Origin of the sequence: Streptomyces sp. NPDC050625 (assembly GCF_040654755.1) — a bacterium.
In the GTDB taxonomy this organism is placed as follows: Bacteria; Actinomycetota; Actinomycetes; order Streptomycetales; family Streptomycetaceae; genus Streptomyces.
On record NZ_JBFAIQ010000028.1, the window covers coordinates 1 to 22732 of the forward strand.

At 72.6% G+C, this 22732-nt stretch carries 19 protein-coding genes; 5 read left to right on the top strand and 14 right to left on the bottom strand.

Features of this window, described 5'->3' with window-relative positions:
- Positions 1-112: 112 nt before the first annotated feature.
- From AB0I54_RS38165 to AB0I54_RS38215, 11 genes are all read right to left on the bottom strand, one after another.
- Positions 113-352 carry a DUF6052 family protein gene (locus tag AB0I54_RS38165; protein ID WP_363300885.1) on the bottom strand — a complete coding sequence of 80 codons (240 nt, stop codon included), beginning with the start codon at positions 350-352 and terminating at the stop codon, positions 113-115.
- Positions 324-1631, bottom strand: coding sequence for an AMP-binding protein (locus tag AB0I54_RS38170; RefSeq protein ID WP_363300886.1), 1308 nt, complete (start codon positions 1629-1631; stop codon positions 324-326). The genes AB0I54_RS38165 and AB0I54_RS38170 overlap by 29 nt, the downstream gene beginning before the upstream one ends.
- A gap of 94 nt (positions 1632-1725) precedes the next feature.
- Positions 1726-2382: an aminodeoxychorismate/anthranilate synthase component II gene (locus tag AB0I54_RS38175; protein WP_363300887.1), complete on the bottom strand. Its 657-nt coding sequence runs from the start codon at positions 2380-2382 to the stop codon at positions 1726-1728.
- Positions 2379-3857 (bottom strand): anthranilate synthase component I family protein, encoded by a 1479-nt coding sequence (locus AB0I54_RS38180; RefSeq protein ID WP_363300889.1) that lies wholly within the window; start codon positions 3855-3857, stop codon positions 2379-2381. Before AB0I54_RS38180 ends, AB0I54_RS38175 begins: the two co-directional genes overlap by 4 nt.
- Before the next feature lie 16 nt (positions 3858-3873).
- The gene (locus AB0I54_RS38185; protein WP_363300890.1) at positions 3874-5316 is read right to left on the bottom strand and encodes an AMP-binding protein; all 1443 of its coding nucleotides are present in this window, start codon (positions 5314-5316) and stop codon (positions 3874-3876) included.
- A complete protein-coding gene (locus tag AB0I54_RS38190) occupies positions 5313-5984 on the bottom strand; it encodes a flavodoxin family protein (RefSeq protein ID WP_363300891.1) in 672 nt (223 codons plus the stop codon). Before AB0I54_RS38190 ends, AB0I54_RS38185 begins: the two co-directional genes overlap by 4 nt.
- A gap of 204 nt (positions 5985-6188) precedes the next feature.
- On the bottom strand, positions 6189-7433 hold the full coding sequence (locus AB0I54_RS38195) for a cytochrome P450 (RefSeq protein ID WP_363300892.1): 1245 nt from the start codon (positions 7431-7433) through the stop codon (positions 6189-6191).
- On the bottom strand, positions 7430-8434 hold the full coding sequence (locus AB0I54_RS38200; protein ID WP_363300977.1) for a methyltransferase: 1005 nt from the start codon (positions 8432-8434) through the stop codon (positions 7430-7432). Before AB0I54_RS38200 ends, AB0I54_RS38195 begins: the two co-directional genes overlap by 4 nt.
- A gap of 136 nt (positions 8435-8570) precedes the next feature.
- Positions 8571-10676 (bottom strand): MMPL family transporter, encoded by a 2106-nt coding sequence (locus AB0I54_RS38205; protein WP_363300893.1) that lies wholly within the window; start codon positions 10674-10676, stop codon positions 8571-8573.
- A gap of 206 nt (positions 10677-10882) precedes the next feature.
- Complete coding sequence (locus tag AB0I54_RS38210; protein WP_363300894.1) at positions 10883-11671, bottom strand: alpha/beta hydrolase; 789 nt, start codon at positions 11669-11671, stop codon at positions 10883-10885.
- 180 nt (positions 11672-11851) lie between these two features.
- On the bottom strand, positions 11852-13147 hold the full coding sequence (locus tag AB0I54_RS38215; protein WP_363300895.1) for an acyltransferase: 1296 nt from the start codon (positions 13145-13147) through the stop codon (positions 11852-11854).
- Positions 13148-13395: 248 nt separating this feature from the next.
- Between AB0I54_RS38215 and AB0I54_RS38220 the strand changes: the two genes are divergently transcribed.
- The 5 genes from AB0I54_RS38220 to AB0I54_RS38240 all read left to right on the top strand — a co-directional run bounded on the left by AB0I54_RS38220 (position 13396) and on the right by AB0I54_RS38240 (position 19416).
- Entirely contained in the window at positions 13396-15165 is a 1770-nt protein-coding gene (locus AB0I54_RS38220; protein WP_363300896.1) for a non-ribosomal peptide synthetase, read from the top strand.
- The gene (locus tag AB0I54_RS38225) at positions 15162-15374 is read left to right on the top strand and encodes an MbtH family NRPS accessory protein (RefSeq protein ID WP_363300897.1); all 213 of its coding nucleotides are present in this window, start codon (positions 15162-15164) and stop codon (positions 15372-15374) included. The genes AB0I54_RS38220 and AB0I54_RS38225 overlap by 4 nt, the downstream gene beginning before the upstream one ends.
- Positions 15375-15432: 58 nt before the next feature.
- Positions 15433-16806: a condensation domain-containing protein gene (locus tag AB0I54_RS38230; protein ID WP_363300898.1), complete on the top strand. Its 1374-nt coding sequence runs from the start codon at positions 15433-15435 to the stop codon at positions 16804-16806.
- Positions 16807-16852: 46 nt separating this feature from the next.
- Positions 16853-18085: an acyl-CoA dehydrogenase family protein gene (locus AB0I54_RS38235; RefSeq protein WP_363300899.1), complete on the top strand. Its 1233-nt coding sequence runs from the start codon at positions 16853-16855 to the stop codon at positions 18083-18085.
- Positions 18086-18162: 77 nt separating this feature from the next.
- The gene (locus AB0I54_RS38240; protein ID WP_363300900.1) at positions 18163-19416 is read left to right on the top strand and encodes a cytochrome P450; all 1254 of its coding nucleotides are present in this window, start codon (positions 18163-18165) and stop codon (positions 19414-19416) included.
- Between the two features lie 195 nt (positions 19417-19611).
- Here the strand turns inward: AB0I54_RS38240 and AB0I54_RS38245 are convergent, their stop codons facing one another.
- Genes AB0I54_RS38245 through AB0I54_RS38255 form a run of 3 tightly spaced genes read right to left on the bottom strand, consistent with a single transcriptional unit; the run spans position 19612 to position 22635 of the window.
- Positions 19612-20958 (bottom strand): FAD-dependent oxidoreductase, encoded by a 1347-nt coding sequence (locus AB0I54_RS38245; protein WP_363300902.1) that lies wholly within the window; start codon positions 20956-20958, stop codon positions 19612-19614.
- Positions 20959-20989: 31 nt separating this feature from the next.
- The gene (locus tag AB0I54_RS38250; RefSeq protein WP_363300903.1) at positions 20990-21418 is read right to left on the bottom strand and encodes an SgcJ/EcaC family oxidoreductase; all 429 of its coding nucleotides are present in this window, start codon (positions 21416-21418) and stop codon (positions 20990-20992) included.
- 35 nt (positions 21419-21453) lie between these two features.
- On the bottom strand, positions 21454-22635 hold the full coding sequence (locus AB0I54_RS38255) for an acyl-CoA dehydrogenase family protein (RefSeq protein WP_363300904.1): 1182 nt from the start codon (positions 22633-22635) through the stop codon (positions 21454-21456).
- Positions 22636-22732 lie beyond the last annotated feature (97 nt).

The window sequence follows — 22732 nt, forward strand, 5'->3', positions numbered from 1 at the left end:
TTCCGACCCTCCAGCTCGATGTTTGGTCGTGCAGTCAGCTCGTGCGCTACCCCGCGCCCGGGGGGCGGGGGCCCGCCCGGCGGCCCCCCCCCCCTCCTCGTGTGCCGGCGGCTCAGGCCGCGAGACCCGCGGCACTGGGCGCTGACCAGTGCCGCTCGGGCGGGGCGGGGCGGTAGTAGTCGTCCAGGTCCACGGCCTGGCCGTCGAGGGCGACGCGGAGTTCGGCGAGGGCGCCGCGCAGGGCGGCTTGGACGGCCGGCACCCGGCAGGTGCCGGCGAGGTCCGTCAGGGCGCGGTAGCTCTCCAGCAGACGGTCCCGCTGCTCAGGCGTGAGCGAGGTGTCGTTCGTCATGAAGTCGTGCCGCCTTCCACTTGGTTCGGGGCAGGCTGCCCTGCGGGGCGAGCTCCACCTGGGGCCGGATGCCGATCTCGCGCTTGAACTCCGCGGCGATGCGCGCGCACAGGTCCGCCGCCGCCTCGCCGGTGATCTCGCCCGCCTCGGCCCGGACATGGATGGTGTCGAGTCCGCGCACCGTGCGGATGGACGAGCGGAACTCGTTGACCTCGGTGAAGGAACGCAGCACGTCCTCGATCATCACCGGGGTGATCGAGACGCCCCGGATCTTGCGCATGTCGTCGACGCGCCGCAGGATGCCGCCGTCGAGGAAGTCCCACGTCCGGCCGCAACCGCACTCGCTGTAGGGCCGCTTGACCACGATGTCCTCGGTCCAGTGGCGGAAGAGCTGCATGCCCTCGCGGTACAGGCCGGTGGTGACGCGGACGCCTTCCTCGCCGTAGCCCACCGGCTGCCGTGTCTCGGGGTGCAGCACCTCCTCGATGACGGTCGGCTCGTTGATGTGGCAGGCGCCGCGGCGCGAGGGGCACTCGAACATGAACACCCCGCCGAACTCGGTCGTCCCGGCGGCGTTGAAGACACGGGCGCCGAAGGCCTGCTCGATGGTGCGGGTCGTGAAGTCGGAGCGCGGCTCCGCGCCCGCCAGCATCACCTGCACGTTGGCGTCCCGGGCGAGGTCGACGCCCATCTCGCCCGCGGTCTCGATCAGCCGCATGGCGTAGCTGGGGGTGAGGCCGAGGACCTCGATCCGGTAGTCGACCAGCAGCCGGACCACCGTCCTCGAGTCCAGGCCGCCGGCCGGTACGACGGTGCAGCCCATGCGCTCCAGGGCGTAGTGCATGCCCCAGAAGCCGGCGAACAGGCCGTATCCGAAGGACACCAGGGCCTTGTGATGGGCGCGCACACCGTTGCTGTACAGGGCGGTGCAGAACGTGTCGCTGATCCACTTCCAGTCGCGTTCGGTGTCGAACGTGCGCACCGGGGGGTTGCCGCTGGTGCCGCTGGTCTGGTGGTGGCGCACCCCGTGCACCGGGTCGAGCGAGGGCCAGGTGCCGTACGGCGGCGCGGCCTGCTGGGAGGCGAGGAGGTCCGCCTTGTACAGCAGGGGCATGCGCTCGGTGTATGCGGCCATCGAGGTGATGCCGTCGGGGATCCGCTCGGCCCAGAAGGGGGAGTTGTGCCGGGCGTGGTCCAGGGCGCGCCGCAGGCGGCGCCACTGCCACTGCTGAAGTTCCTCGCGGGGCATGGTCTCCGCCGTGCCGTTCCAGTACTCCACGTCGCCTCCGGGGTGCGTGACTCCGACTCGGCGAGCCCATCATGTGCGCGGCCGGCGGCGCATCTCGATCCGTGCCTTCTTGGCGGCCGTGGCCTCACGCCGCCAGGACGTGGCCCCGCTCGGCGGCGAACTCCCGTACGCCGCGCAGGAAGTTGGAGATCATGCGCATGCCGTGTTCGGTGCGGAAGCTCTCCGGGTGGAACTGGACGGACTCGATGGGCAGCGTGCGATGGCGCAGTCCCATCACATAGCCGTCCTCGGCGGAGCGGGCGGTGACCTCCAGGGTCGCCGGCACGGTCGTCTCGGGCACGATCAGCGAGTGGTAGCGGGTGGCCGAGAAGCGGTCCGGCACCCCCGCGAACAGCCCGCGTCCGTCGTGCTCGACATGGCTCGCCTTGCCGTGCATCAGCCGCCGCGCCGGTACCACCTGGGCACCGTAGGCGCGGCCGATGGCCTGGTGGCCGAGGCAGACGCCGAACAGCGGCAGCCGGCCGGCGAAGGACTGCACGATCTCGACGTGCCCGGAGTCGTCGGGGTGTCCGGGGCCCGGGCCGAGCAGGATCGCGTCGGGGCGGCGCCGTTCGACCTCCGTCAGCCGCAGGGCGTTGGAGCGCACCATCAGCGGCTCGGCCCCAGCGGACATCAGGTACTGGCGCAGGATGTCGACGAAGCTGTCGAAGGCGTCGACCACCAGGATGCGCGGTCGTGGGCCTGCATGCCCGGCCGTGGCGGCGGGCGAGGGTGTCGTCACAGCAGCTCCTTTCCGGTGACCGCCCAGTGGGCGGCACTCATCTTGGCCAGCGTCTCGCGCCACTCGTTCGCCGGTTCGGAGTCGGCGACGATCCCCGCCGAGGCCCGTGTGCGGTAGACGCCGCCTTGGTGGAAGAGGGTGCGGATGCATAGCGCGAGGTTGGTGTATCCGCCGATGTCGATCACGCCGAGCGCACCGGCGTACAGGCCGCGGCGGCTGCGTTCGAGGGACTCGATGATCTCCATGGCCCGGATCTTGGGCGTGCCGGTCATGGTGCCGGCGGGGAACAGGGCGGCGATCGCGTCGTAGACGTCCTTGTCCGCCTCCGCCTGTCCGGACACGGTCGAGACCAGGTGCAGGACGTGGGAGTACCGTTCGACGGCGAACTCGTCGGGGACGTCCAGGGAGTCGGCCTCGGCGATCCGTCCGATGTCGTTGCGGCACAGGTCCACCAGCATGGTGTGCTCGGCGATCTCCTTGGGGTCCGAGCGCAGCCGCCGGGCGCCCGCCTCGTCGTCGCCGGTGCGCGGCAGCGTCCCGGCGATCGGCCGCATGGTGACGGCGCCCTGCTCGATCCGTACGAACAGCTCCGGGCTCGCGCCGATGACGCACTGGCCGCCGACGCTCGCCAGATACATGTACGGGGAGGCGTTGCGGCGGCGCAGCCGCTGGTAGACGTCGACGGGGTCGGCGCCGGAGCGGATGGTCAGTTCATGACCGATCTGCACCTGGTAGATGTCGCCGACCGCGATGTGTTCCAGGCAGCGTTCCACGTCGCGGCCGAATGCCTCGGGGTCGGTGTCGTCGCTGACGAGCGCCTCGGGGACGTCGTCCGCGGCGGGTTCGGGCCAGGCGCTCTCGGCGTCCTCCAGCAGCGCGGTGATCTCCCGCGGGTCGAACGCCGGCCAGGCGTCGGACTCGTGCAGCAGCAGCTCGGTCCGGTCCTCGCCCACGTCCCGCACCACCAGGCCCTGGTGCACGACGAGTTCCACGTCCGGCAGGTCGGGCCCCTGCTCGATGAGGTGGGGCAGGTCCTCGACGTAGCGCACGGTGTCGTAGCCGAAGTAGCCGAGGAAGCCGAACCGGAAGCGGGTCGCCGAGCCGGGGGCGTCGAACAGCGCCTGGGCGGTGCGCAGCAGCGGCCACAGTCCGGCCAGGGTCCGCAGCCGCAGGGTGCCGTCGGCGCCCTCGGCCACCAGCGGCCGGATGCGCTCCAGCAGCGGCTCGCGCAGCGCGGGGATGCCCTCGACGCGGACGGTTCCGCCGCGGACCGCCACGGACAGCAGTGCGCCGAAGCCGACGAACTGGAAGCGGCACTCGCGGATCGGGCCCCCCGCCGATTCGAGCAGATAGACGCTGTCGGCGCCGAAGCGCGCGGCCAGGGCGCGGTAGGCGGGCAGCATCGGCAGCTGGGGCAGCCGGCGGGTCCGGGTGGTGACCCGGACCGCGGCCGGTGCCGGGCATGGCTCGGTCATCGCGGGTTCCTTCGGTTCACGTGGTGATCGCGTAGCGGTGCGCGACCTGCCGGGCGGTGACGGCCGCGCTGTCGGGGGCGGAGCGCAGATCGAGCACCCGGGCCGCCTTCCAGCTCACGAAGGAGCCGGTGTGGGTCACCGGGTCGAGGTCGGTCTCGATGACGACCCTGGCCCGGGCGCCGGTCAGCGCGCGCAGCCGCCCGGCCACGGCGTCGGCGACGGCGTCCGGGTCCGCGGCCCGGGGCAGCAGGTCCATGTGGACGGTGATCTCGTCCTCGCCGTCGCCGGTCCGGTCGATGACGACCTGGTAGCCCAGGCAGCCGCGCACCCCGTCGAGGACCGCCGTCTCCAGCTGTCCGGGGTGGAGCCGGACCCGGCCGAGCGCGATGCGGTCGGCGGCGCGGCCGACGACCTCGACGACGGGGCCGGGCAGCGGTGCGCCGGCCGGTGCGGGGGTGATGCGGACCAGGTCCGCGGTGCGGTAGCGGATCAGTGGCTTGATGCCGTCGACGAGCATGGTCAGCACCAGCTCGCCCTCTGCGGTGTCGTCGAGCACGGCCCCGCTGTCCGGGTCGATCAGCTCGGTCAGGTAGTTGGGCGCCGACAGGTGCAGCCGCCCGTCGTCGGCGCCCGTGGCGATGCACAGTGCCTCCTGGGAGCCGTACAGCGCGGGGCGTACGACGGCCTGGGGCCACACGGTCGACACGTTGGCGGCGAACTGCGGTGTGCAGATCTCGCCGAGCACCAGGAACAGCTTCACCGGCAGTTCGGCGAGGTCGTAGCCGTAGTGCAGCGCGGCCTTGGCGAGGCTCAGGCACAGGGCGGGCGCGCAGACCACGACCTCGACGCCCAGTTCCTCGATCAGGCGCAGCGCCTTCTTGAAGCCGACCCGGGGGGACTCGGGCCAGATCTTGACGTGGCAGGCGCCGAGCGAGGCGGTGACGGCGCTGAACACGTCGCCGAACGCGTACAGCTCCGAGGGGCCCATGAGGCCGACGACCGGCATGCGGTCGCCGAAGCGGGAGCGGAACAGCCGCCGCCAGGACTCCTCGACGGCCGCGTTGGAGGTGGCGATGTCCCTGGGGCCGCGCGGGCACGGGGTGGCGGCGCCGGTGGTGCCGTTGGTCTCGTAGTAGATGCTCGCCTCGCCGACCCGTCCGGACAGCACGTCGTACATCTCGCGGCGCAGGTCGTCCTTGGTGGTGAAGGGCAGCGCCGACAGGTTCTCGGGGGTGACGGCGTCGATGTCCACGCCCGCCAGGTGGCAGCGGTAGAACGGGGAGCGTTCGGTGACGTGGTGCAGCACGGTGGTCAGCTGGTCCTGGCGCCAGTCGGCCAGTTGGGCGTCGGTGAGGGTGGTGTCGTAGAAGGCCCGGCTGACGTCGCGGTAGGCGGCGAGGAAGTCGTCGAGGTCCTGGCCGCGCGCGGGGGCCCGCAGGGTCTGCAGCGCGGTGGTCACGCCGGCACCTTCGTCTCGTTCAGGGCGAGGCCGACGCGCTCGTTGATGTCGCCGGAGACGAGCAGGTCGTCACGGCCGGTCAGCCGGCGGTGCTCGTCGAGCAGCTGGATCATGTCGACCATGCGGTCGACCATGCGCTGCACGTTCTTCAGCCCCTCGTCGTCCTTGAACGCGTCGCCCCGGTGCAGCGCGTGCACCGTGGCCGGGAACCCGCTGCCCACCAGGATCATGCGGTTGAGCAGGGCGTTGACGGTGAGCTGGGCCCACACCTCGCCGGCGCTGTAGCGGCGGGCGACGGAGATGATGCCGGCGACCTTGTTGCTCAGCGGCCGGTCGAAGCGCAGATAGCCGACGCCGGCCCGCTCGATGAAGGTCTGCATCAGGTTCGCGGTGCCGAATCCGTGCACCGGCGCGGCGAAGACGATGCCGTCCGCGTCGATCATCTTCTGTACGACGCCGGGCACGCCGTCGGCCAGTGCGCAGGGGACGGGACGGTCGTTGCAGTCGCCGCAGGGGCCGCACCGTTCCATCCGGATGTCGCGCAGGTCGACGGTCTCGAACTCGACACCACGCTGCTCGGCGATCGCGGCCGCGTGCCGGAGGACGTCGGCGGTGTTGCCGTCCCGCTCCGATCCGTTGATGGCGAGGATCTTCAGACGTGTTGTCACGAGGTGTCTCCTTCGGAGGATCCGGACGGCGCCGGTGCCCGGCGAGCGCATTCCCTGCCGTTGTCGGCCCGTTGACTCCCTGAAATCGTCATGTCTCCGCACCGATCCGGGCATCTTCGTAAATGCTGGATGGACCGACGGCCCCGAACCTGGTAGTGGTTCGGGGCCGTCGGCGGTGGCGGAGCCGCGTCGCGCGGGTGGTGCTCAGGCGGTCACGGCGACGGGGAAGGTGTCCAGGCCGCGTACGACCCAGCGGTCGCGGTAGACGGGCGGCTCTGTCGCCCTCAGGCGGGGGAAGCGGGCGAACAGCCGGGGCAGCGCGATCTGCGCCTCCAGGCGGGCGAGCGGGGCGCCCAGGCAGAAGTGCCCGCCGGCCCCGAAGCTCAGGGGCCGGTTGTCGCGCCGGTCCGGATCGAAGCGGGCCGGGTCCGCGAAGCGCCGCGCGTCGCGGTTGGCGGCGGCCAGGATCAGCGTCAGCCGGGTCCCGGCGGGCACGGCGGTGCCGGGCAGCTCGGTGTCGGCGGCCGCCCAGCGGCTGGTGACGTGAACGGGGGGCTCGAAGCGCAGGATCTCCTCGATGTATCCCGTGACGAAGTCCGGTTCCGCGCACAGCCGTTCGGCGAAGGCGGGCTGTTCCAGGGCGAGCAGGGCGCCATGGCCGATGAGGAAGCTCGTCGTCTCGAACCCGGCCGTGAGCAGCACCATCAAGGTGCCCATCAGCTCGTCGTGGCCGAGCCGGTGCGGGTCCTCGTCGTGGGTGTTCACCAGGTGGGTGACGAGGTCGTCGCGGGGCTCGCGGCGGCGCCGGCCGGCGAGGTCGGCGAAGTAGGCGGTCATCTCGTCCATCGCGCGGTCGGCGCGCTCCAGGGCCGCGGCGTCGCGGAAGCCGTCCGTGGAGACGGCGATGGTCGAGGCCATGTCGCGGAACCACACCTGGTCCTGCTCGGGGAAGCCGAGCATGGCGCTGATGACGGCGACGGGCAGCCGGGAGGCGAACTCGGCGATGAGATCGACGGCCGGCCCGGCGGCACCGAGACCGGCCATGCGGTCCAGCAGCCGCTCGGTCATCTCCTCGATCACCGAGCGCAGCCGGCGGATCTTCGGCGGGGTGAAGGCGAAGCCGGCCACCGTGCGCAGCCGGGTGTGGTCGGGCGGATTGCTGTACAGCATCGAGCTGGTGAATGCGCGCAGCGAGGAGTGGTCCCGCCAGCCCGGTGCCGACGCGTCGTACCGCGCGGCGTCCTGGACGTGCAGGCGGGTGTCCCGCAGCGCGCGGTCGCACTCCTCGTACCCGACGACGACCAGTTTGCCGGGCCCGAGCCAGGCGGCCTCGCCATGGGCCCGGACCGCCTCGTACCAGGGGTAGGGGTCCTGGCGGCCGCTGACCGTCGTCAGCGCCGCCCAGGCCTCCTCGGCCGTTGTCGTCCCGGCGTGCGGCCGGGCCCTCATCGGGCCGCGGCCAGCTGGATGATGACCGACGGGCCCGCGGGGTGGACCGCCACGACGTCGAGTCCGGCGGCGGCGCCCAGCGCGGAGAACTCGGCGACGCCCCGCTCCTTGGCGCCGTACACGCACAGCATGCGCAGGTCCATGCCGGTGTGCGGGGTGTGTCCGGCGGAGCCGACCGTCTCGATGACGAAGACCGAGCCGTTCTCGCCGGCCGCCTCGGCGCAGCGCCGCAGGATGGCGGTGGCGGGCTCGTCGTGCCAGTCGTGCAGGACCAGCGAGAGCACATAGCCGCCCGCGCCCGGGGGCAGCGGGTCGAAGAAGCTTCCGGCGACGGTGTCGGCGCGGTCCCCCAGCCCGGCGGCGGCGAACCGCTCCTTGGCGGTGCGGGTGGCGTCGGGCAGGTCGACGACCGTGCCCCGCAGGGCCGGGTTGGCGTGCAGCAGTTCGGCCAGCAGCGAGCCGTCGCCGCCGCCGACGTCGACGACATGGCCCAGGGACGCCCAGTCGAACCCGGCGACGACGCCCGGGGCGCGCTCGGCGACGTCGGCCCCGAGCAGCTTGTTGAAGGAGGCGACGCGGTCGGGATCGGCGGTCAGGTCCTCCCAGTACTCGCGTCCGTAGCGGACCGGGAAGGCGGCCTCGCCGGTGCGGACGCTGTGCAGCAGCTCGACGAACGACAGCTCGCCGCGGCCCGCGCCGTCGATGTCGAACCAGGCCCGGATGCCGGCCGGGTGGTCCTCGCGCAGTGGTTCGCCCAGGGGCGTCAGGGCGTAGCGCCCGGTCTCGTCGCGCTCCAGGACGCCCCGGACCGCGAGGTAGCGCAGCAGGCGGTCGAGCGCCTCGGTGTGCGCGCCCGCGGCCTCGGCGAGTTCGGCCGCGGTGCGGCGCCCCGCGGCGATGTGGTCGGCGATCCGCAGCGTCGCCGCCACGCGCACGGCCATCGGCGTGCCCAGGCTCGCCATCGCCCACAGCTTGGCGGCCGATCCGTCCCCGTCACCCAACACGGCATGTCCTCCCTTGGTCGGCGGCCCCCTCCCGGAGCCGTGGCCTTCATCGTGGCGCACGGGCGGTCGGGGGCCATCTCCCTTGTTGCGCTGCTGACTTGGGGGTCGCAGACGGACGGAGCGGCGCTTGTCGTCAGACGCTTTCGAGCGTCTGACGGCGCTCCGGCTCGGACGCCGCCGCCGCGGGTGCCGCACGGTCCGCGGACAGCCGGCCCGGTGCCCAGAAGCGCGGACCAAGGTCCAGGGCGAGCGCCGGCACCAGGACCGTACGGACGAGGAAGGTGTCGATCAGGACGCCGATGCAGACGACGAAGCCCATCTGGGCCATCGCCACCAGCGGCAGCCCGGCGAACACGGCGAACGTCGCGGCGAGCACGAGGCCGGCCGAGCTGATGACGCCGCCGGTGCTGCTCAGTCCGATCAGGACGCCCTTGGTGTGACCGTGCAGGGCGGTCTCCTGCTTCACCCGGTGCATCAGGAAGATGTTGTAGTCGATGCCGAGCGCGACGAGGAAGACGAAGCCCAGCAGCGGCACCGTCCAGTCGACGCCGGGGTAGCCCATGACGTGGTCGAACAGGAGGTTCGAGGCGCCGAGGGCGGCGAAGTAGGACACGACGACCGTCGCCAGCAGGACGAGCGGCGCGACCAGCGCGCGCAGCAGCCACACCAGTACGAGCAGGACGACGAGCAGGACCAGCGGCACCACGACGTCCAGGTCGCGTGCGGCGGCGTTCTCCTTGTCCAGGGCCTGGGCTGCGGTGCCGCCGACGAGTCCGTCGACCCGGTCCCGCAGGGCCTCGACGGTGTGCTTGGCCGCGTCGCTGTCGGGTGTGCCGGGCAGCACGGCGGCCAGCTGGGTGAGGGTGCCGTCCGGGGTGCGGCCGACGGTGCTGACCTCGACGACGCCCTTCGTGCCGCGGGCGGCGCGGGCGGCCTCGGCCGCGTCCGGCGTCCTGACGACGATCGTCGCCGGGTCGGCGGAGCCGGACGGGAAGTGCTCGGAGAGCTTCTCCTGGGCGACGACCGACTCCGGCTTGTTCTGGAACCAGTCGGTCTGGCTCAGCCCCATGTTCAGGCCCAGGGCGCCCAGCGCGAGGGCGCCGGTGACGGCGAGCGAGGTGATCCACGAGGCGCGGGGCCGGGCCGCGACGGCCTGGCCGACGCGCTCCCACAGCGGGCGGGCGGCGCGCGCGGGCGCGCCCTCGCGCGGCACGAGCGGCCAGAACACCCAGCGGCCGGCGATGACGAGCAGGGCCGGCAGGATCGTGACCATCGCGAGGAAGCCGCACAGGACGCCGATGACGCCGACCAGGCCCATGGAGCGGGAGGAGTTGATCTCGGCGAAGGCGAGGCAGGCCAGGCCGATCGCGACGGTGCCCGCGGAGGCGAGCACGGCGGGTCCGCTGCGGCGCAGGGCGGCCTGCATGGCCGTGTGCCGGTCCGCGTGGCGGTGCAGTTCCTCGCGGTAGCGGGCGATGAGCAACAGCGCGTAGTCCGTTCCGATGCCGAAGACGAGGACCATCAGCACGCCCGAGCTCTGCGGGTCGACCTGGAGGCCCGCTCCCTTGGCGAGGAGATAGGTGCCGGCCTGGGTCAGCACGGAGGCGAAGGCGACGGCGAGCGCGGGGAAGAGCCACAGGACGGGGCTGCGGTAGGTGAGCAGCAGCAGGACGACGACGATGAGGCCGGTGGCCATCATCAGCGTGCCGTCGAGGCTGTCGAAGACGGTGAAGGCGTCGGCGAGCGAGCCGGCGGGGCCGCCGACGCGGGCGTCGAGCCCGGGCGGGGCATGGGCGTCCGCGATGCGGCGCAGCTCGGCGATCTTGTCGGCGACGACCGACTGCTCCTTGCCGGGCAGCGGCACGACCACCATGAGGGCCTTGCCGTCCTTGGACTCGACGACCGGCGGCACCTGCCGTCCCTCGGCGGCGACCTTCGCGAAGGCGGCGTGGTCGGCCCGGACCTTGGCGCGGGCCTCGTCGCTCAGCGCGCCCGCACCGCTGTAGACCACGACGGCCGAGGTCAGGTCGTCGGTGCGGAACTTCTCCAGCTCCGTGTTCACCTTGGCCGACTCGGCGCCGCGCGGCAGGAAGGCGTTGGCGCTGGTGTCCTGGACCTCGCCGAGCTTCCCGGCGAGCGCGCCGAGCGCCATCACCGCGATCAGCCAGGTCACGAGGACGAGCCATTTTCCGCGACGGCTGCCGGGCACGCCGGCGGCTCGTTCGAACCATGCTCGCATGGAGTTCTCTCCTTCAAGGGGGACGTTCCGCGGCCGGGCGCGCTGCGGCCGCGCGGCGGGGACGTTTCATCGTCCCGGGCGTTCAATCGGGGCCGCATCTTCCGTATTGCTGAATGCGCGCATGCGGCAGCGCCCGTGGAGCCACGCTCCACGGGCGCTGCGCGGTGCCGCCCGGCTGGTCGGGCCGAAGCCCGTTGCCGGTGGCCTCAGTTGGCGAAGAAGTTCTTCAACTCGGGCGCGAGGACGGCCGGGTCGACCGCGATGCCCTGGCCGGCCAGGGCGTGCCGGCGTGCGTTGGGCAGGGCGTCGGTGACCGCCTGCGCGGAGGCCTTCAGCCACGCGTCCGCCTCACCGCCGTGCACCACGAACACCGGGGCGGTGACGGATGCCAGTTCTTCGGTCGGCAGGGCGAAGTCGTCGCCGACGATGGTCGTGTCGTACGGCAGCGTGTGCGCCAGGGCTTCGAGGCCCGCCCAGAACGGCGCGAACTTCATTCCGGCGACGGCCTCGGCCGGCGCCCCCATGCCCTCGGTCATGAAGAACTCGACGGCCTCGGCCCGCTTGCCGGACGCGCTCAGCTCCGCGAGGCGGGCGGTGAAGTCGGCCGGGGGCCGCGGGCCGGACTCGTCGACGACGTACGGCGGGTCGTAGACGGCGATCTGCGTGATGTCCACACCGGCGGCCGCGGCCTTGAACGCCAGGGCGCCGCCGGCCGACAGGCCGAACATCCTGGCCGAGCCGCCGGCCTCGGCGATCAGTGCCGCGAGGTCCTCGATCTCGCGCTCCACGGCGTACTCGGCGGCGTCGCCGCTGTCCCCGCGGCCGCGGCGGTCGTAGTTGAAGACAGTGAAGTGGGGGGCCAGTTCCTCGGCCAGTTGCGTCATGGTCGGATGCGCCCGCTCGCTGAAGGAACCGCCCACGAGGATCAGCGGTTCGCCCTCGCCCGAGCGGTCGTAGGCGATCGTGGTGCCGTCGGCGGACTGAACTGTGTTCATTGTTCTCCTGAGACGTCAAGCGCCGGGCTGCGCAAGTGGATGTCGGGTGGTGTCCTGGTCCAGCGTGCTGACGGTGAGGGGCGCGGCGCATCTTCGGAATTGCTGCGTCCGCGCACCGGGCGCACGAAGCCCCGAGGGCCGGGAGGCCTTCGGGGCGGGTGGTGCGTGCTCGTGCGCGGGTCAGCGGGGTCCGGCGACGGTGTACGCCTCCTGCGCGGGGGTGGCGGCCCGGCCGGCGCCGTCCTTGCGGGCGGCCCAGCGTCCGACGGCCTTCACGATGGGGCGTTCGACGAGGTAGTGGCTCGCGCTGGCGGCCAGGATGCTGCCGACGAGCACCGCGGTCATCAGCTCCGGGAAGCCGATCGTGCCGCGCAGCTGGTTCATCAGGCCCGGCTGGGTGCCGAAGACGCTGCCGGTCTGGAACCAGAAGTACATGATGGCGAAGTGCCACAGGTAGATGCCGTAGGAGATGCGTCCCAGGTAGCGCGAGACGGGGTTGGCGACGATCGCGTCGACGACCCGGGACTTGGTGCCGGGGATCGAGAGCGGCATCACCATCAGGTAGGAAAAGACCAGCAGCAGGAAGTACTGGGTCAGGGCGAGGCCGACGCCCTCGTAGTCGCCGTAGCCGGGGCGGCCGAAGGGCTGGGTGCAGTTGAAGGCGTAGACGGCCAGGGCGCCGATCCAGAACAGCAGCGGGTGGTCGGCGGCGATCCGGTACAGGGCGGGCTTGCGGTCGGGCCGCAGCTCGGCGAGGACGTGCAGCAGGGCCATCGCCATACCGAGGGCGAAGGCACCGCCGACCCCGAGCGGCCACCAGTACTTGGTGGGGTAGATGCCCATCTGCGGGCGGTGGATGTAGTACGTCCACACCGCTGATCCGACGGTGATGAGCGCCAGCGGCACCATCATGCGGCGCACCTTGCGCACCGGGTCGTCCGTGCCCCGGGCCAGCCAGTGCATCAGTACGGCCAGCAGCGGGAGGGCGAGGTAGTACTGCATCTCGGCCGGGACGGTCCAGGCCGGGTCCATGCCGGCGATCCACGTGTAGTCGTAGACCTGGAGCATCAGGATCGGCCGCAGCACGTACCAGACTCCGTCGACCGCGTCGAAGTTGAGCAGGAACACGCAGACCAGCGACAGGAGTATGTAGGCGGGCCACAGCCGGGCCAGGCGCTTGGCGAGGAACGGGCCGACCTTGGGGCGCTCGGCGCCGCCGAGGGTCCAACGGGCGAAGGGCCGGTACAACAGCATGCCGGACAGGACGAAGAAGGGGCCCAGCGCCAGCGGGCGCATTCCGGCCAGCAGGTCGGCGAGGGCCTGGTTGCCGGGCCGTGCCGTGTAGGCACCCATGACTCCGGCGGCGAAGGACGTGTGGACGGCCGCCACTCCGAGGGCACACAGCGCGCGGACACCGTCGAGGCCCCCGACGCGCTTGGTCTGTGGGGCCGGTGCCGCGGCCCGATTGGCATTCACTGCGTCAGAGCTCCTCTGTGTCTCGATGGCTTGTTCAGCATGGGCATGGCGTGATTGCGGCGCCATCTTCTGCCGTGCGGTGTTGCCGCGGGCCGCCGCGACCCGGCGGACGGCCGCCAACTGCCGTATGACGCACGGCAATCCAGGAGATGCAGCGCCCGGCGGCCCTGTGTGACCGTTCCGGCTGACCCGTCAGGCCGCCTGCGTGCGGGCTGCCCTCGGCAGGGACGAGCGATTGGACGTAAGCGATGGTCTCCACCTCGATTCACGAACGTTTCGCCGCGCAGGCACGCCGGACGCCGGACGCGGTGGCGGTGTCGGCGGGCGACGAGACATTGACCTACCGTCAGCTGGACGAGCGGGCCAACCGCCTCGCCCACCGGCTGCTCGGGACGGGCGTCGAGCCGCGGGATCCGGTCGCGGTGCTGATGGAGCGCTCCGCCGACCTGGTGGTCGCGATCCTCGCCACCCTCAAGGCCGGTGCCTTCTACCTGCCGCTGCACAGCGCGCACCCGCTGCCGCGGATGCAGCAGATCATGGACCGGGCCGGCTCCCCGGTGCTGCTCACGGACCGGGCGAGCCGGGCACGCGGGCTGCCCCGCACCCGCCAGGTCGTCCTGCCCGCCGGCGACGAGGCCACGGCCGCTGCCCCCGCCACCGACCCGGGTGTCCCGGCGGGGCCCGAGGCGCCGGCGTACGTCATCCACACCTCGGGCTCCACCGGTGAGCCGAAGGGCGTCACGGTCCCCCACCGCGGTGTGCTCGGCCTGGTCGACGACTCCTGCTGGGACGGTGACGCACACCGGCGGATCCTGGCGCTCGCCCCGTACGCCTTCGGTGTCTCCACCTACGAGCTGTGGGTCCCGCTGCTGCGCGGCGGCGAGATCGTGCTGCCGCCGCCCGGCGACCTGGACGTACGCGCGGTGCGCCGGCTCATCACGGCGCACGGCGTCACCGCGCTGCACGTCACCGCCGGTCTGTTCCGGCTCTTCGCCGACGAGGCCCCGGACAGCTTCGCCACCGTGCGCGAGGTCCTGACCGGAGGGGACGTCATCTCCCCGGCTGCCGTCGGGCGCGTCCTCGACGCCTGCCCCGACCTGGTCGTGCGCGCCATGTACGGCGCCACCGAGGTGTCCTCCTTCGCCGCCTCCGCGACGCTGACCGCGCCCTACGAGCCGACCGCCGTGATACCCGTCGGCCGGCCGCTGGACACGGTCGACGCACGGCTGCTGGACGAGCGGCTGCGCCCGGTGGCCGACGGCGGGACCGGGGAGCTGTACATCGCGGGCGAGCGGCTCGCCCTCGGCTACTACCGGCGCCCGGACCTGACGGCCGAACGCTTCGTCGAGGACCCCGATGCTCCGGGGACCCGGATGTACCGCACCGGCGACCTCATGCGACGCGGCCCGCACGGACTGGAGTTCGCCGGCCGCGTCGGCGACCAGGTCAAGATCCGGGGTTTCCGCGTGGAGCCGGCCGAGGTGGAGCACGTGCTGGCGGGGCGCGAGGGTGTGGCCCACGCCGCCGTGGTCGCCCTGGAGCAGGAGGGCGGCGAGCGGCGCCTGGTCGCCTACCTCGTGCCCAAGGCACCGGGTCTGGACCTGGCGGCGCTGCGCACCGCCGTCGCCGAGGTGCTGCCCGACTACATGGTGCCCGCGGCGTTCGTCGAGCTCGCCGAGCTGCCCCTGACGGCCAACGGGAAGCTGGACCGCGCGGCGCTGCCCGCGCCCGCACCGCGGCACGGCACCGGCTCCGCCCGGGCGGCCGGCGAACGGCAGGACGTTCTGTGCGCGCTGTTCTCCCGCGTGCTCGGTGTGCCCGAAGTGGGCGTGGACGACAGCTTCTTCGCGCTCGGCGGTGAGTCGCTGCAGGCCGTGCGCCTGGCCTCCCGCATCGAGGCCGAGCTGGGCTTCGAGATCTCCGTCGGCGATGTGCTGAACCATCCGACGGTCGCCGAACTGGACCGCCGCCTGGAGGAACTCACCGAGGAGGCCGGACTCGCGGGGGCCGCGCGATGACCGGCCGGCCCGCCGCCGAGGGCACCGCCGGGCGCGAGTGCGTCGTCCTCGTCAACACCCTGGGCCGGCACTCGCTGTGGCCCGCCGAGCTGGAGACCCCGGCCGGCTGGCCGGTCGCCCACGGCCCGGCCGACCGCGCGCAGTGCCTCGACTTCATCGCCCGGGCCTCGGACCACCGCCACGAGGCGGCCGAGGCGGCCGCCGCCTGAACCCCGGCGGCCGCGCCCGCGGGCGCACCGCCCCACCACCCGGAGAGGACTGGATCACGTGAGCATCACCGCCGTGCCGCCGAAGGCGGAGGGTATGGCCCAGCGCATCCCGCTGTCGTACAACCAGGAGTTCCTGCGCGCGTTCGACAAGGGCGAGACGGACGGTGCCTTCGGTCACCGCCACACCCTGGTGTGCGGCTGGCGGGTCACCGGCGAGATGGACCTCGCCGCCCTCCAACTGGCCCTCGACGACGTCGTGGTCCGCCACGAGGTGCTGCGCACCTCCCTGCGCGGCGACGAGCAGGGCGGCCACCAGGTGGTCGAGCCGCCGTCGCCGGTCCCGCTGGAGGTCAGCGAGCTGGGCGCCGACGCGGCGACGGCGCGTGACGTGCGTGCCGAGGAGTTCCTGAACGAGCTGGACGCCCGCCCGTTCGCGGTGCGCGAACTGCCGCACCTGCGCGCCGCCGTGGGCCGCTTCGACGCCACGGACGCGGTCCTGGTGCTGGCCACCCACCACACCTCCACCGACGCCTGGTCGCTTCAGGTGATCATGCGCGACCTGGCCGCCGCCTATGCGGCGCGCGTGACGCACCACCCGGCCGACCAGGCCGTACCCGCGCAGTACCAGGAGTTCGCCCGCCGACAGCAGGACACCGCCGCGAGCGGACGCGTGGACCGTGCGCGCGGCTACTGGCGCGAGCGGCTGGCGGGGGCGCAGATCACCGGGATCGCCTCGGACCGGCCGCGGGACGAGAACCTGGCGAGCGCGTACGGCGTGCACCGGTTCGTCTTCGACGCGCAGCTGTCCTCGGCCGTCCTGAGGTCCGCCCGGGACACGCGCTGCACGCCGTTCATGGTGATGGCCGCCGCCTACAGCGTGCTGCTGCGCGAGCGCACCGGCACCACCGACGTGGTCTTCCCGACCTTCTCCTCCGGCCGCTACGAGGAGCGGTTCATGGACGCGGTCGGCCCGTTCTTCAACTTCATGCCCGTACGGATCGACACCACTGGCTGCGAGACCCTGGCCGAGGTGCGGGAGCGGGCGCGCGCCGCCTGTGTCGGCGCCTACCAGCACGAGATCCCCTTCGCCCGGATCGCCGAGGACAGCCCCGCGCTGCTCGCCCCGTTCGCCAACGGCTCCCTCGCCGTCGTCGCGTTCGAGGTGCTGCAGACCGCGTTCCCGATGGAGGGAACCCCGGCCGGCGGCCTGCGGTTCGCGGAGATCCGGCACAGGACCCTGTCGCAGCGGGTCAGTTCGGCGATCCCGGACGGCGGTCTGTGGGCGATGGACGTGCTGCCGAACGGGCAGCTCGCCGGAAGCCTGAAGTTCGACCACAACCGCTTCGACGAGTCCACCGCGGCCGAACTGGTGGCCCGCTTCCGCGAACTGCTGAGCACGCTGGCCGACGCGCCCCACACCCCGCTGGACTGACCCGCGGGAGCCGAGCCCCCTTCGACGCCAAGAGGATCCATCGACGATGACAACCCTGGCCCCCTTCGCCCCCGTGACTCCCCCGGAGCCCGGCCTGACTCCCGAGGAGATCGTCGCCCGGGCCGAGGCCCTGGCCGCGACCCTGGTCGAGCGGCAGGCCGAGACCGAGCGGCGCGGCTTCTACGCCGAGGACACCCACGAGGCCTTCGCCCGCGCCGGCTTCTACCGCATCCTCGTACCGCGTCGTTACGGCGGCTACGAGTTCGGCCCCGAGACCTTCATGAAGGTCTCCATGGCGCTGGCCCGCGGCTGCCCCTCGACCGGCTGGATGTACCTCTTCGGCGCCGCGCACGCGCTGGTCGTGGGCACCCTGTTCGACGAGGCCACGCAGGCGGAGCTGTTCGCCGGCGGCGACTTCATCTGTCCCGCGACGGTCGCCCCGGCAGGCTCGGCGCGGCCCGACGGCGAGGGCGGCTGGGTGCTCGACGGCACCTGGGGCTACTGCTCCGGCGCCCCCTACGCCACCCACTTCATCGGCCACACCCTGGTGGCCCAGGGTGAGGGCGAGCCTCCCGCGCCGATGCTGTTCGTCGCCCCGCGCGAGCAGTTCGAGCGGCTGGACGACTGGGGTGCCCAGCTCGGCCTCAAGGGCAGCGGTTCGCACAGCATCCGCATCGAGGGCGGCCGCGTGCCCGGGCATTACACGCTCGGCGGGCACCTGAGCCAGATGCCGGTCACCGAACAGATCCCGGGACGCAGCCTGCACGGCCCCGAGTACGGCGGCGGTCCGCTCAGCTTCATGCTGCTGGAGCTGGGCGTCCTCGCCGTCGGCATGGCCAAGGGCGCCCTGGACGCGTACGAGCAGCTGATGCGCAGCCGTACGACGACGTTCTTCCCGATCGTCCCGCGCACCGAGGACCCCGACTTCCAGTTCCGCTACGGCGAGGCCACCGGCATGATCGCCGCGGCCGAGGCGGCGGTGCTGCACGCCACGCAGCAGTGGCAGGAGCTGTGCCGCAAGGAGGCGGCGGCGTTCACCCGCGAGGAGGAACTCCGGCTGGCCACCATCAGCCGGGAGGCCGTGCGGCTGGCCTGGCGGGCGGTCGAGGGGCAGCTGTTCCCGACCGCGGGGTCCAGCTCGGTGCGGGCCGGCGAGCGCATCGAGCGGGTCTGGCGCGACCTGTCCACGCTGCACAGCCACGCCGGCAACGGCGTCTTCCTCTCCTCGCTCGCCAACCGCGAGCTGGCCCAGGCGCACTTCGCTGCGGCGGGCCGGTGAGTGCCGCCGCGCTGCGCCCCTGGACGCCACCTCCGGCTCCGCCCACGACCTCACTTCTGACAGATCGGGACGAACCCATGGAACAAGGCTGCCCCTTCGCCCTCGACACCACCGGCCGCGGCATCCACGCCGAGGCCGCGGCCCTGCGGGCCAAGGGCCCGGCGACCCAGGTGGAGCTGCCGGGCGGTGTGCTCGCCTGGTCGCTGAACGGACACGCGGTGATCAAGCAGGTGCTCGCCGACCCGCGTGTGACCAAGAGCGCCCGCAACCACTGGCCGGCCTTTGTCAACGGCGAGGTGCCGCCGGACTGGGAGTTGATCAGCTGGGTCGCGATGGACAACATGGTGACGGCCTACGGCAAGAACCACGTGCGGCTGCGCAAGCTGGTCGGCAAGGCGTTCACCCCGCGCCGCGCCGAGGCGTTCCGTCCCCGCGTGGAGGAGCTGACCGACCAGCTGCTCGACGCGCTGGAGCAGGCCGGGCCCGGTGAGACGGTGGACCTGCGCGAGCGGTTCGCCTACCCGCTGCCGGCCCGGCTGGTGGCCGACCTGATCGGCATGCCGGAGGAGGCCCGCGCCAAGACCGCCAAGGTCATCGACGCGATGGTGGACACCACCATCACCCCGGAGCAGGCCCAGGGCGTGCTGGCGGGCTGGCGCGGCGCGATGGCCGAGCTGATCGCCGACAAGCGGCGCGAGCCGGGCGAGGACATCACCAGCGACCTGGTCGCCGCTCGCGACGAGGACGGCTCGCGGCTGTCCGAGGACGAGCTGACCGACACGATCTTCGCGATCCTCGGGGCCGGCTCGGAGACCACGATCAACTTCTTCGACAACGCCATCACCGCGCTGCTGAGCGACCGTTCGCAGCTGGAGCTGGTCCGTTCCGGGCGCGCCACCTGGGACGACGTGATCGACGAGACGCTGCGCGTGGAGTCGCCGCTGGCTCATCTGCCGCTGCGCTACGCGGCGGAGGACATCGAGCTGGACGGGGTGACCATCCCGAAGGGCGACCCGATCCTGGTCAACTACGCCGCGGTGGGCCGCGATCCCGAGCTGCACGCCGCCGCGCCCGAGACGTTCGACCTCACGCGGACCGACAAGTCCCACCTGTCGTTCGGGTTCGGGCCGCACTACTGCCTGGGCGCGGGCATCGCCCGCCTGGTGGCCACGACCGGTCTGTCCCGGCTGTTCGAGCGCTTCCCGGACCTGGAGCTGGCCGTCGACCGCGACGAGCTCCAGCCGCTGCCGACGTTCATCATGAACGGCCACCGCGGCCTGCCGGTACGGCTGAACGCGAAGGTACCGGCGGGCGCGACCGCCGCCCACTGAGCCCCGCGCGCGAAGGGCCGTCCGAGACCTGAGATCCCGGACGGCCCTTCGGTTTGCCCGGCTACGGGCGCGGGCCCGGGTGACCGGAGGAGTGCGGCTGCGGCCGTACATGCATGAGCCCGTCCCGCGCCTGGCGCGGGACGGGCTCATGGCTCACGGCTCCCTGCGGGGAGCCGGCACGGGTGGTCGCGGGTGTTACGCGGCGAGGGCCGCCGCGGACTCGCGTGCGCCTTCCTCGACCCGTCGCAGCATGTCGGGGCTCATCAGCGCGTCCGGTGTGGCGACCAGGCCCGCGACGCGCATGAACGTGGCCGTGACCTCGCCGTCGACGACGGCCGCGGCGTGCAGCGCGGCCATGAAGGCGCCGGACGCCTCCCACTCGGGGGTGCGCTCGCCCTCGACCTCGGGGTAGCCGAGGTCGGCGCCGGCGGAGAACTGCCAGGGCACCTCGATGACCTGCGCGATGTCCGCCAGGAACGCCTTGGGGTCGACCTCGCCCCGGCTGAGGTGGTCGCGCAGCACCAGCGCCTCCAGCGCGGCGACGGTCATGCCCTGCCCGTACACCGGGTTGAAGCTGCACGCGGCGTCGCCCAGGACCAGGAAGCGGCCCGGGAAGCGGGACAGCCGCTCGTAGTGGCGCCGCTGGCTGGCCGGGTAGCGGAAGACCGCACCGTCGTCGACCGGCTCGGCGTCGTGGATGACGTCGTGGATGTCGGGCACCGGCAGGGTGCGCGTCCACTCCAGGAAGCCGGGCAGGTCGGCGGGGGCGCTGTCGCCGAGCACGCCGGTGAGGGAGACGACGACGAGGCCGTCCTCGATCCGGGACAGGAACGCACCGCGCCGGTGGCTCGGCGAGGAGACGGGGTTGATCGACAGGTCCCCGGCGAGTACCGCCTCGTCGCGCAGCCGGAACTTGCGCGTGGTGTAGCTGAGGTCGATGCGGATGCGCGCCTCCTCGGGCCGCTCGTAGCCGAACTCCTCCAGCCACAGCGGGGTGCGCGAGCCGCGTCCGGTCGCGTCGACGACGAGGTCCGCCCCGATCGTCCGCTCCCCCGCCCCCGGCTCCTGGGACTGCACGCGGACACCAGTGACGGTGTCGCTGGCGTCGTCGGCCACCAGCCCGACGATGTCGTGCCGCTCCAGCAGGGTCACGCCGGGCAGCGCCGCGACCCGCTCGCGCACCCGGCTCTCCAGCACCGGGCGCGTGGCCGAGACGCAGATCAGACCGGTCGTACCGGGGCTGAGTCGGCGGCCGTTGAAGAACCAGCGCAGCTCGCCCAGGTCGCCGGTCGGGACACCGGCCTCGACGGCGTCGCGGGTGAACCCGGGGAACAGCTCGTCGAGGATCTGCTGCCCGCGTGCGAGCAGCCCGTGGACGTGGCGTCCCTGCCCCACGCCCTTGCGGGCCGTGGTCGCCCCGCTGATCGTGTCGCGCTCCACGACGAGCACCTCGTCGTAGGAGTCGGCGAGCACCCGCGCGGCCAGGAGCCCCGCCATGCTGCCGCCGAGCACCACCGCGCGCTCGCCCACCCTGTCGGTCATGGACTTCACCTCTCTGGGGATGCGGGCGCCGTCAGGCGGCGTGGCGCGGAGTGTTCTGGTACGCGGCGAGGAACCACTGCCCCTCGCGCTTGACGACGACCCAGGAGGCGTGGACGGCGCGCTCGGTGCTCGGCTCGCTCTCGCCGGGGGCGATGACGCCGCCCCGGGTGATCAGGATGCCGGACTCGCTGTCGGCGAAACGCAGGTCGACGGGGGTGCCGGTGACGCGGGTGCCCTTGAACGGGCCCGCGAACGCCTGGGCCATGAAGGCGCGGATGGCGTCCCTGCCCTTCTGGAAGACGCCGGGGATGATCATCGTGCCGTCGGGGGTGAAGACGCCGGCGAAGGCGTCGGCGTCGTGCGCGGCCCATGCCTCGACGATGCGCTGGGGCAGCGCGGCGATGGCGGCCTTGTCCTCGTCGGTCACGGTGATGGCGGTCTCGGTACTCTGCGCGGTCATGTGCTGCTCCTGGGGCGTCGGGTCGGTGAAGGGGCTCAGATGTAGAGGGTGTTGGGCTCCAGGCCGCACAGGACCCGGCCGTACAGCTCGTTGTTGGTGTCCGGGTTCATCAGCGCGTGGAGGCTGACGGCCTGGATGTCGCGGCTGATCCGCTGGATCGGGACGTCGCGGTAGATCGAGGAGCCGCCGGAGGCCGCGGCGAGGATGTCGACGGCCTCCTTGGCGAGGCGGACCACGGCGCCCATGTCGGCGCGGGCGCGCGCCCGCTCCTCCACGGTGAACTCCTCGCCGGTCAGGCCCTTGGCGTCGACGAGGTCGGCGAGGCGGTGGGCGTGGAACTCGGCCTGGTCGATCTTCAGGGTGGCCGTGGCGACCTGGTGGTGGGTCAGCGGCGCCTCGGCCTGGGTCTCGTACGCGGTGTAGGTGAGGGTGCGGCCGGGCAGCCGCTCGAAGAAGACGTCGCGGGCGGCGCGGGCGAGGCCGAGGACGGTGCCGACCGAGGATGCGGCGGCGACCGGCAGCAGCGGGACGCGGTAGACCGGGCTCGCGGCGTTCAGCTCGGAGGCGTACTGGCCCTGCAGGATCGCCGGGAGCGGGATCACCCGCTCCTGCGGTACGAAGACGTCCTGGGCGACGGTGCTGACGCTGCCGGTGCCGCGCAGGCCGGAGGTGTCCCAGTCGTCGATGATCTTCAGGTCCGACATCGGGACTAGGGCCATGACCGGCAGGTGCCGGCCGTCGGGCGTCGGCTGGACGGCGATGATCTCCTGCCAGTGGGCGTGCCGGGCGCCGCTGACGAAGCCCCACTTGCCGTTGACGACGATGCCGCCCTCGGCCGGGGCGGCCAGCGCCGACGGGCTGAGCGTGCCGCAGATGCGCACGTCGGGGGTGGCGAACACCTCGTCCTGGACGCTGTCGGGGAACAGGCACGCCATGAAGGTGGGGATCCAGTAGACCGATGTCGTCCAGGAGGCCGCCCCGTCGGCGCGGCCGAGCTCTGCGGCGACCTCGACCAGGGTGCGGGTGTCGACCTCGTAGCCGCCGTAGCGCTTGGGCACGCGAAGCTTGAACAGTCCCGCCTCGGCCAGTGCCTCGATCGTCTCGTCCTGCAGCCGCCGGTCCTCCTCCGCCTGCGCGGCGTTCTTCTTCAGCAGCGGTGCGAGTTCGCCGGCACGCTGCACCAGGTGTGCTCGCGTGGGGATGTCGGCGGTGAGCATCGTGGGTCCTCCCGAAAGGTACAGAGGTGTCGGTCGTCGAAGCGGGACCGTTTCGCGCACCCGACGCTCACACCGCGGGGGCCCTCGAGGCACCTCC